The organism is Microbacterium sp. Be9, from assembly GCF_011754135.1.
Lineage (GTDB): Bacteria > Actinomycetota > Actinomycetes > Actinomycetales > Microbacteriaceae > Microbacterium > Microbacterium maritypicum_A.
The window spans coordinates 215,261-223,170 of record NZ_WNWT01000001.1; the positions used below are offsets into that span (position 1 = coordinate 215,261).

Annotated in this window: 7 protein-coding genes; 2 read left to right on the forward strand and 5 right to left on the reverse strand. The window is 69.8% G+C overall.

The genetic code is table 11. The annotated features are described in order from the left end of the window. Window position 1: 1 nt before the first annotated feature. Complete coding sequence (locus GLO27_RS01055) at window positions 2–817, reverse strand: SDR family oxidoreductase (RefSeq protein ID WP_029260460.1); 816 nt, start codon at window positions 815–817, stop codon at window positions 2–4. A 55-nt stretch (window positions 818–872) separates the two neighbouring features. After that, window positions 873–1,619 (reverse strand): SDR family oxidoreductase, encoded by a 747-nt coding sequence (locus GLO27_RS01060; RefSeq protein WP_167253209.1) that lies wholly within the window; start codon window positions 1,617–1,619, stop codon window positions 873–875. 243 nt (window positions 1,620–1,862) lie between these two features. On the opposite strand from GLO27_RS01060, the gene GLO27_RS01065 reads away from it, so the two are divergent. Next, window positions 1,863–3,317, forward strand: coding sequence for an APC family permease (locus GLO27_RS01065; protein WP_021200035.1), 1,455 nt, complete (start codon window positions 1,863–1,865; stop codon window positions 3,315–3,317). Window positions 3,318–3,355: 38 nt separating this feature from the next. After that, the gene (locus GLO27_RS20205) at window positions 3,356–4,411 is read left to right on the forward strand and encodes an amidohydrolase family protein (protein ID WP_167253211.1); all 1,056 of its coding nucleotides are present in this window, start codon (window positions 3,356–3,358) and stop codon (window positions 4,409–4,411) included. A gap of 76 nt (window positions 4,412–4,487) precedes the next feature. On the opposite strand, the gene GLO27_RS01075 is transcribed toward GLO27_RS20205, so the two are convergent. From GLO27_RS01075 to GLO27_RS01085, 3 genes are all read right to left on the reverse strand, one after another. Next, complete coding sequence (locus tag GLO27_RS01075; RefSeq protein WP_167253213.1) at window positions 4,488–5,951, reverse strand: GMC oxidoreductase; 1,464 nt, start codon at window positions 5,949–5,951, stop codon at window positions 4,488–4,490. Window positions 5,952–5,954: 3 nt separating this feature from the next. Continuing rightward, window positions 5,955–7,394: an aldehyde dehydrogenase family protein gene (locus GLO27_RS01080; protein ID WP_021200031.1), complete on the reverse strand. Its 1,440-nt coding sequence runs from the start codon at window positions 7,392–7,394 to the stop codon at window positions 5,955–5,957. A gap of 195 nt (window positions 7,395–7,589) precedes the next feature. Further along, window positions 7,590–7,901: an HNH endonuclease gene (locus GLO27_RS01085; protein WP_347878381.1), complete on the reverse strand. Its 312-nt coding sequence runs from the start codon at window positions 7,899–7,901 to the stop codon at window positions 7,590–7,592. Window positions 7,902–7,910 lie beyond the last annotated feature (9 nt).

A 7,910-nucleotide genomic window follows, 5' to 3' on the forward strand; every position in this document is an offset into this window, starting at 1 on the left:
ATCACATCCCGGCGTGATCGAAGGCGATGGTCGGCACGTCGACCACGTGCGAGCCGCCGTCGGCGACGATCACCGCCCCCGTGATGTACGACGACTCCCCGGAGCCGAGGAACCGCACGACCGAGGCGATCTCGGCCGGTCGGGCGGGACGGCGCAGCGGCACGTCAGCGGTGACCTTCTCGTAGGCCTCCTCGCGGGAGCCGAGACCGGCGTGCGTGGCGAACTCGTCCATCTCCTCGTCGGCCATCGGCGTCTGCACCCACCCGGGGCAGATGGCGTTCACGCGCACACCGTGCCGGCCGTAGTCCCGCGCGAGAGTGCGCGTGAGCCCGACCAGGGCGTGCTTGCCGACCGTGTACCCGGCGACGGAGGGTCCGGCGAAGAGCCCCGCGAGCGACGACACGATCACGATCTGCCCCTTCGCCTCGATCAGCGCGGGCAGGGCCTCCCTCGCCATCGTGAAAGCCGTGGTGAGATTCGCGCGGATCGCCGCATCCCAGCTCTCGTCGTCGGTCTCCCCCACCGGCGAGAATCCGTGGCCGCCCGCGTTCGCGACCAGCACGTCGATGCGCCCGAACCGCGCGAGCACGTCGGCGACGGCAGCCTTCGCGGAGGCGGTATCGGCCGCATCCGCGATGATCGGCAGGGCCCCGACCGCGCGTTCGACCTCATGCAGGGGCTCCGGGCGACGCCCGACGACCACGACATGCGCACCTTCGGCCGCGTATCGTTCGGCGATGGCGGCTCCGATGCCCGTTCCTCCTCCGGTGATGACGACGACGCGTCCCGAGACGGTCGATCCGACCACAGCTCCCATGTGTGCTCCTGTGTGTTCTGGCGCGCGTGCGCTGTTGCTGCCCGACGCGGTCGCGTCAGGCGGGGAATCCCGAACGGGCGGTGTACCCGAAGTCGCTGAGGATGCTGGTGCCGTTGACGGCCCTGGTGCGAGGCGACACGAGGTACGCGACGTGGGCAGCGACCTCCGCTGCGCTCTGCACCGGGAACGGCGGATCGTCGAAGGCCGCAGCGCCGAGGTCGCTCCGACTCATCGGAGTGTCGACGATCGACGGGGCCACCGTGTTCACCCGGATACGGGTGTCGGCGAGGTCGACGGACAGCGCGCGAGCGAACTGGACCAGAGCCGCCTTCGACGTGCAGTACGGCACCATACCGGGCGACGCGACGAGGGCCGAGTCACTGGCGAGCAGCACCACGGAGGCGGCCTCCGCTTCGCGCAGCGCCGCCAGGGCGTGCTTCAGGACCAGGAACGACCCCGTCACGTTGACGGCGAGCACCCGATTCCAGACGTCGAGAGTGGTCTCCTCGATCGGCGTCCCCACCGGGCCGGACACACCGGCGCAGCAGACGACCGCGTCGAGCCTCCCCAGCGCCGCCACCCCGGCGTGCACGGCGGCCTGCACCTGGCCCTCGTCCGTGACATCGGCCGCCAGGACCACCGCATCCGGGCAGTCGCGGGCCACGTCGTCCAGCGCCGCACCGTCCCTGTCGAGCAGAGCGACACGGACGCCCTCCGCAGCGAGCCCGTGGGCGGTGGCGCGGCCGATGCCGCCGGCTGCCCCCGTGATGAGGGCCGTCGTCCCCTGCAGCTGCAGATCCATCTCGTCCTCCGCACGCCGTCTGGCACCGGGCGGTGCGATCTGAGGACGGCGGTGTCGTCCCGGTCATCCTCCACCCCCTCATCGGCACCGCGAACGCTCGCCGAGCGGCTGTGCACGGTGACACCACCGTCCTTCGCTCAGGGTCAAGCGCCGCTGCGGCGGCACGAGCAGACTCGCTCTATCGACGATTCCCCTCGTCGTCGATGCCGTGTCCGCACGGCCGTCACCAGCAAAGGAGCCGACGTGGCAGACCCGACATCTGCGTCCACGACGCAGAACCACACCTCCCTCCGTCCTGGCGCCCTCGGCGTCGCCGGAATCGTCTTCCTCGTCCTCGCCGCGGTCGCACCGTTGACCGGCATCGTGGTCGTGGCCTCGCTGGCCATCGCCCTCGGCAACGGCGGCGGCACACCCATGTCGTTCTTCCTGGTGGCAGGGATCCTGCTGCTCTTCGCGATCGGCTACGCGCAGATGTCGAAGCAGCTGGTCAATGCCGGCGGCTTCTACGCCTTCGTGGTGAAGGGCCTCGGGCGCACCGGTGGCCTGATCGCGGGTCTGATCGCCACGCTGGGCTACAACTTCTTCGTGGTCGGCACGATCGGCACGAGCGGTTTCTTCATGCAGACGATCATCCGCGACCTCACCGGTCTCGATGTGAACTGGCTGGTGTGGGGACTGCTGTCGATCGTGGTGTGCTTCGTCCTCGCTCGGATCGGCGTCGACTTCAGCTCGAAGGTTCTGGGCGTCTGCCTGGTGCTCGAGGTGCTCATGCTGGTCGTCTTCGACATCTCCGTGCTCGTGCAGACCGGCTACGACCTGGCGGCCTTCAGCCCCGAGGCAGTGTTCTCCGGGTCGCTGCCCATCGGCCTGCTGCTGGCGGCGACCGGCTTCCTCGGCTTCGAGGCGACCGCGCTGTTCAGCGAGGAGGCGAAGCAGCCGCTGCGCACGATCCCGCGCGCCACCTACACCTCGATCATCGCGATCGGCGTGATCCTCGGTGTCACCACGTGGGCGGTCGTCAGCGCGACGGGTGTCGCCCAGGCGCAGGCCACCGCCCTCGAACATCTGCCGACCGGTGACCTGATCTTCTCGATCTCGCAGCAGTACCTGGGTGGTCCGCTGACGACCCTGATGATGATCCTGCTCCTGGTGAGCCTGTTCGCGGCGATGCTGGCGTTCCACAACTCGGCGACCCGCTACCTCTACTCGCTGGGGCGCGCGAAGATCCTCCCGCAGGCACTCGCTCGCACCCGCGCGAACGGTGCCCCGCAGCTCGCCGGCATCGTGCAGGCCGGGTTCGCGGGCATCGTCGCGATCATCTTCGCGATCGCCGGCGCCGATCCGATCCTCACCCTCGTGCCGGCGATGCTCGGCTTCGGCACCCTGAGCGTGCTGATCCTGCAGGGGCTCGCGGCCATCTCGATCGTCGTGTACTTCCGCCGCCGCCAGGATCCGCGGTGGTGGAGCACCTTCATCGCCCCCGGCATCGGGTTCCTCGGTATCGCCGCGATCTCGGTCCTCGCGATCGTGAACTTCAACATCGTGGCGGGGTCCGAAGAGCTCGCGATCCGGCTGATGCCGCTGCTGCTGGTGCTCGCCCTCATCGGCGGCATCGTCTACGGCGCCTATCTCCGCCGCTCCAGGCCCGCCGTGTACGAGGGCCTCGCCACGGACCTCGAGAAGTTCAGCGACCGCTGACCTCCCCGCCCCCACCGACAGAAGGAACCACGAAGACCATGACGACGCTGAACCCCGCCGACACCTCCACCTGGCTGCCGCTGGAGGGCCTCGCCCCCGGTTTCGACGCCAACAAGGCTCCGCACAGCACCGCCCTCAGCGGCCGCGAGATCACGGTCGTCGACGCCCGCGGCACCCGTATCGTCCACCGGTTCGCCGACGCCGCCGTGACCTGGGAGTACCAGCCGGGTGCAGAGGACGCGACCGAGGCGGCATCCGACACCGACGACTACGAGGCCTTCGAAGTCGATGCGGACCTGTATTTCGTGCAGTTCCACCACCGGTACCTGCCGAACGAGGCCGTCTCGCTGATCCTCGACCTCCGTCACGGTCGTGCCCTCGCGGTGATCTCCGAGATCCTCGCCGCGCCCGAGAAGGGGCGCACCCGGGTGCAGCACCACTTCGCCCCCGGCGTGATCGAGGGCGCCGAGGTCTCGGGTGCCGAGGCTGCACCGACGACGACGCTCATCGGGCGCCGCGTCGAATGGGTCTACAGCACCGAGCACGCCTACGAGCACGTGTACCTCTCGCCGCGCTGGTACTCGTGGCAGTGCCTCGCCGGCCCCGAGTCGGACATCCCGCGACTGCAGGCTCTGGATGTCTCGGCCGACATCTCGCCGTTCATCTGGTATCCGGGTGTGATCCCGCAGGCGCTGTCCGAGGTTCTCGGCGAGCGCGCGGAGCATTCCCAGCCGAACCGGGCACTGATCGACGCGGGAGCCCGCGTCGCCGGCGGCTCGGACTGGCCCGTGAGCGATTCTCCGAACACCCTCGAAGGTCTGCAGGGTCTCGTGACGAGAGCCGATCCGCTCGGCCGCGCACCCGGCACCCTGTGGCCCGAGCAGGCCATCACCGCCGAGGAGGCGTTGGAGGTCTTCACGATCAACGCCGCGACCGCGATGGGACTCGGCGACGAGACCGGCTCGCTGACCCCCGGCAAGTCGGCGGACTTCGTCGTGCTGGCCCGTGACGCGATCGCCGGCCCCGCCGAGGACATCGTGCGCACCGAGGTCATCTCGACCTGGTTCGCCGGACGTCGGGTGCACGGCGACTGAGAGGACGAGGCGTCGACACCGGATCTGTCCGGGGTCAGCGCTCGTCCCTCAGCCCTCTTACCTCAGCCCTTTTACCTCAGCCCTCGAGCACGAAACGCGCGCCGCGCTCGCCGATCATCGCGGCGGGGGCGTTGGTGTTGCCGGTGGGCACGGTCGGCATGACCGAAGCATCGATCACTCGCAACCCTGCGATGCCGCGCACGCGCAGTTGCGGATCGACCACGGCCTGCGCATCCGTGCCCATGCGGCAGGTGCCGACCTGGTGGTGGTAGGTGATCGCGGTGCGGCGCACCCAGTCCTCCACTCCGGAGTCGGAGACCTCGGGGCCCGGGTACACCTCGACGGCGCCCCACTCCTCACCGAGGGCGGGGCGCGCTCCGATCCGACGGCACTGCCGCACGGATGCGGCCAGTGAGGCCACGTCACGGTCGTCCTCCAGCGCCGCCAGGTCGATGGCCGGCAGGTCCGCGAGCCTCGCGCCGGTGAGTCGGAGAGTGCCGCGGCTGTGCGGCGTCACGAGGCCGGCCATGAGGGTGAACCCGTCGTCGCCACGGGGGTCGAGCTCGCCCCACATGGGCACCGAGAAGTTGATCGGCTGCGTGTCGGGCTCGGCGAGGTCGTCGCGGCTGCGCCAGAAGAGGTGCGTCTGCGTCACGGAGACTCCCGGTTGCGGAGGCCCGACCGGGCGCCGCGTGGTGAAGATCACCGGCGACAGGAGGTGGTCGTGGAGGTTCTGCCCGACACCGGGCGAGTCCTGCACGACCGGGATGCCGAGCGCGGTGAGGTCGGCTGCCGGACCGATGCCGGAGCGCAGCAGGATCACGGGCGACCCGATGGCACCGGCCGCGAGGATGACCTCGTCCGCGAGGACCTCTTCGGACTCCTCCCCCTCCCCCAGTCGCACACCGACGGCGCGGCCGTCGCGCACGATGACCGAATGGACTTCGCGTCCGGTTACGATCGTCAGCTTCTCCGCGACGGGCTGCGCGTACGCCGTCCAGGTGTTGACCCGGCGGCCGTCGCGCATGGTGACCTGCTCCTGCGAGACTCCGTCGAGGGTGCCCGCGTTGTAGTCCGGGTTGTGCGTCAGTCCTTCCTGCACCGCGGCGTCGATGATCGAGGCCTGGATCGGCGAGAGCGGGTAGTCGTCGGTGACCGGCAGCAGGTCGTTCTCGATGGCCTCGTAGACGGGCTCGACCTCGGCCCAGCCCCAGCCCTGGGCGCCGGCGCGCTCCCACGCGTCGTAGTCTGAAGCGGCTCCGCGCACCCAGATCATGGCGTTGAGGGCGTGCGATCCCCCGGTGACCTTGCCGCGCGGCAGATGCAGCCGACGGCCGCCCGCGTGCGTCTGGGGGACGGTGAAGTAATCCCAGTCCTCTGCGGAGTGCCAGAGTTCGCCCGCGCGGGAGGGGTCGTGGATGGCCGGGTTGGTGTCGTACCCGCCGGCTTCGATGAGGGTCACTGCGACGCCCGCGTCCGTGAGACGACGCGCGACGATGGCTCCCGAGGTCCCGGCTCCGACGACGATGGCAGAGCGCACGGGTCAGGCCCTCCGGCCGGGGCCCGAGACGACCTGGGTGACGGCGACGGACTTGAGCCCCTCGACGCCGAACTCCAGCCCGTAGCCCGAACTCTTCACGCCGCCGAACGGCACCATCGGATGCAGTCCGCCGTGCGAGTTGATCCACACGGTGCCGGACTGCATCCGGGAGGCCGCATCACGCGCCGCCTCCGGGTCGCTCGACCAGACCGAGGCGCCCAGTCCCACGTCGAGGGAGTTAGCCAGCGCGAAGGCCTCGTCGATGTCGCTGTATCGGATCACCGGCAGTGCGGGACCGAACTGCTCTTCCTGCACGAGCGCCGCGTCGTTGTCGATGTCGGCGACGATGGTGGGGCGGTAGAAGAGCTCCCCGAGTTCGGGCGCCGACTCTCCGCCGGTGACGATGCGCGCACCGCGACGCCTGGCATCGTCGACCAGGCGGCTGACGATGTCGAACTGTGCGCGGTTCTGCAGCGGCCCCAGCACGTTGTTCTCGTCGAGTCCGTTGCCCATCGGCATGGAACCGGCGATCGATGCCAGTGCGTCGACGACCTCGTCGTACACCGAGTCGTGCACGTACAGGCGCTTCATCGCGGCGCAGGTCTGCCCGGTGTTGATGAAGGCTCCCCAGAAGAGGTCTTCGGCGATGGCCGCGACGTCGGTGCCGGGCAGCACGATGCCGGCGTCGTTGCCGCCGAGCTCGAGCGTCAGGCGCGCGAGGTTGCCGGCCGAACTCTCGATGATGCGGCGTCCGGTGGCGGTCGAACCGGTGAACATGATCTTCGCGATGTCCGGGTGAGAGGCGAGCCGCGCGCCGACCTCGCGGTCGCCGGAGACTCCGATCAAGACGTCGGCCGGGAGTACCTCGTTCATCACGGCGATCATCGCGAGCACGCTCAGGGGTGTGTACTCGCTCGGCTTCGCGACGACGGTGTTGCCCATCCGCAGGGAGGGGCCGATCTGCCAGATGCTGATCATGAGCGGCCAGTTCCACGGGCCGATGGCACCGACGACTCCGGCCGCCTTGTAGACGAGTTCGGCGTGCAGGGTCTCGTCGTCTACGAGGACCTGCGGCTCGATCGCCGTGGTGGCGTTGGTGCGCAGCCAGGCGGAACACGCGCCGAGCTCGAAGCGGGCGTTGGGACCGTTGAGCGGCTTCCCCTGCTCCCGGGAGAGCAGGTGGGCGAGGCCTTCGGCGTTGGCGTCGATGGCATCGGCAGCTGCGAGGAGAAGTGCGCTCCGCTTCTCGTGGCCGAGCGCCTCCCAGGCCGGTTGGGCGGCCTTCGCGCGAGCGATCGCATCGTCGAGGTCGTCGACCGACGCCACGGGGGCGCGCCCGATGACCTCACGGGTCGCGGCATCCGGGATGTCCCGGCCTGCGCCTTCCGGCGCCTGGATGCGGTCGAGCAGCGCAGCGGCTGCGGAAGCGGCGGAATCGGACATCGGGGACTCTCCTTCGAGCGTGGCGCGGGCCAGCGACAGTCGAGAAGCTGGTCGTCTTCTCATTGTCGACGGGCGTTCCTCACGGCGCTTGTCGCGGAGCGCGCCGCAGATGTCCGAGTGCGAAGGATGACACGATCGGGCTGACGCCGAGCCGCCGGCCTGATGCCGAGCCGCCGTGATGGTGCAGCGACACCGTCAGGCGGCGATGTCGAAGCGTGCGCGCCCGCCGAGCCTCGGGGCCTGTTGCGGGTCGACGTATCGCGGCGGAATGAACCACACCCGCGCTCCACTCCCACTCCCGGCTCCGGTCCCGGTCCCACTCCCGGCTCCGGTCCCGGTCCCACTCCCGGTTCCGGTCCCGGTCCCACTCCCGGTTCTGGTTCCGGTCCCGGGAGCGTCGATGCGGATCTCCCACCCGTTGTCGTGGATGCGATGGTGACAGGTCTCACACAGCAGCACCCCGTTGGAGAGATCGGTCGGCCCGCGATCGCGTGTCCACCAGCGGATGTGATGCGC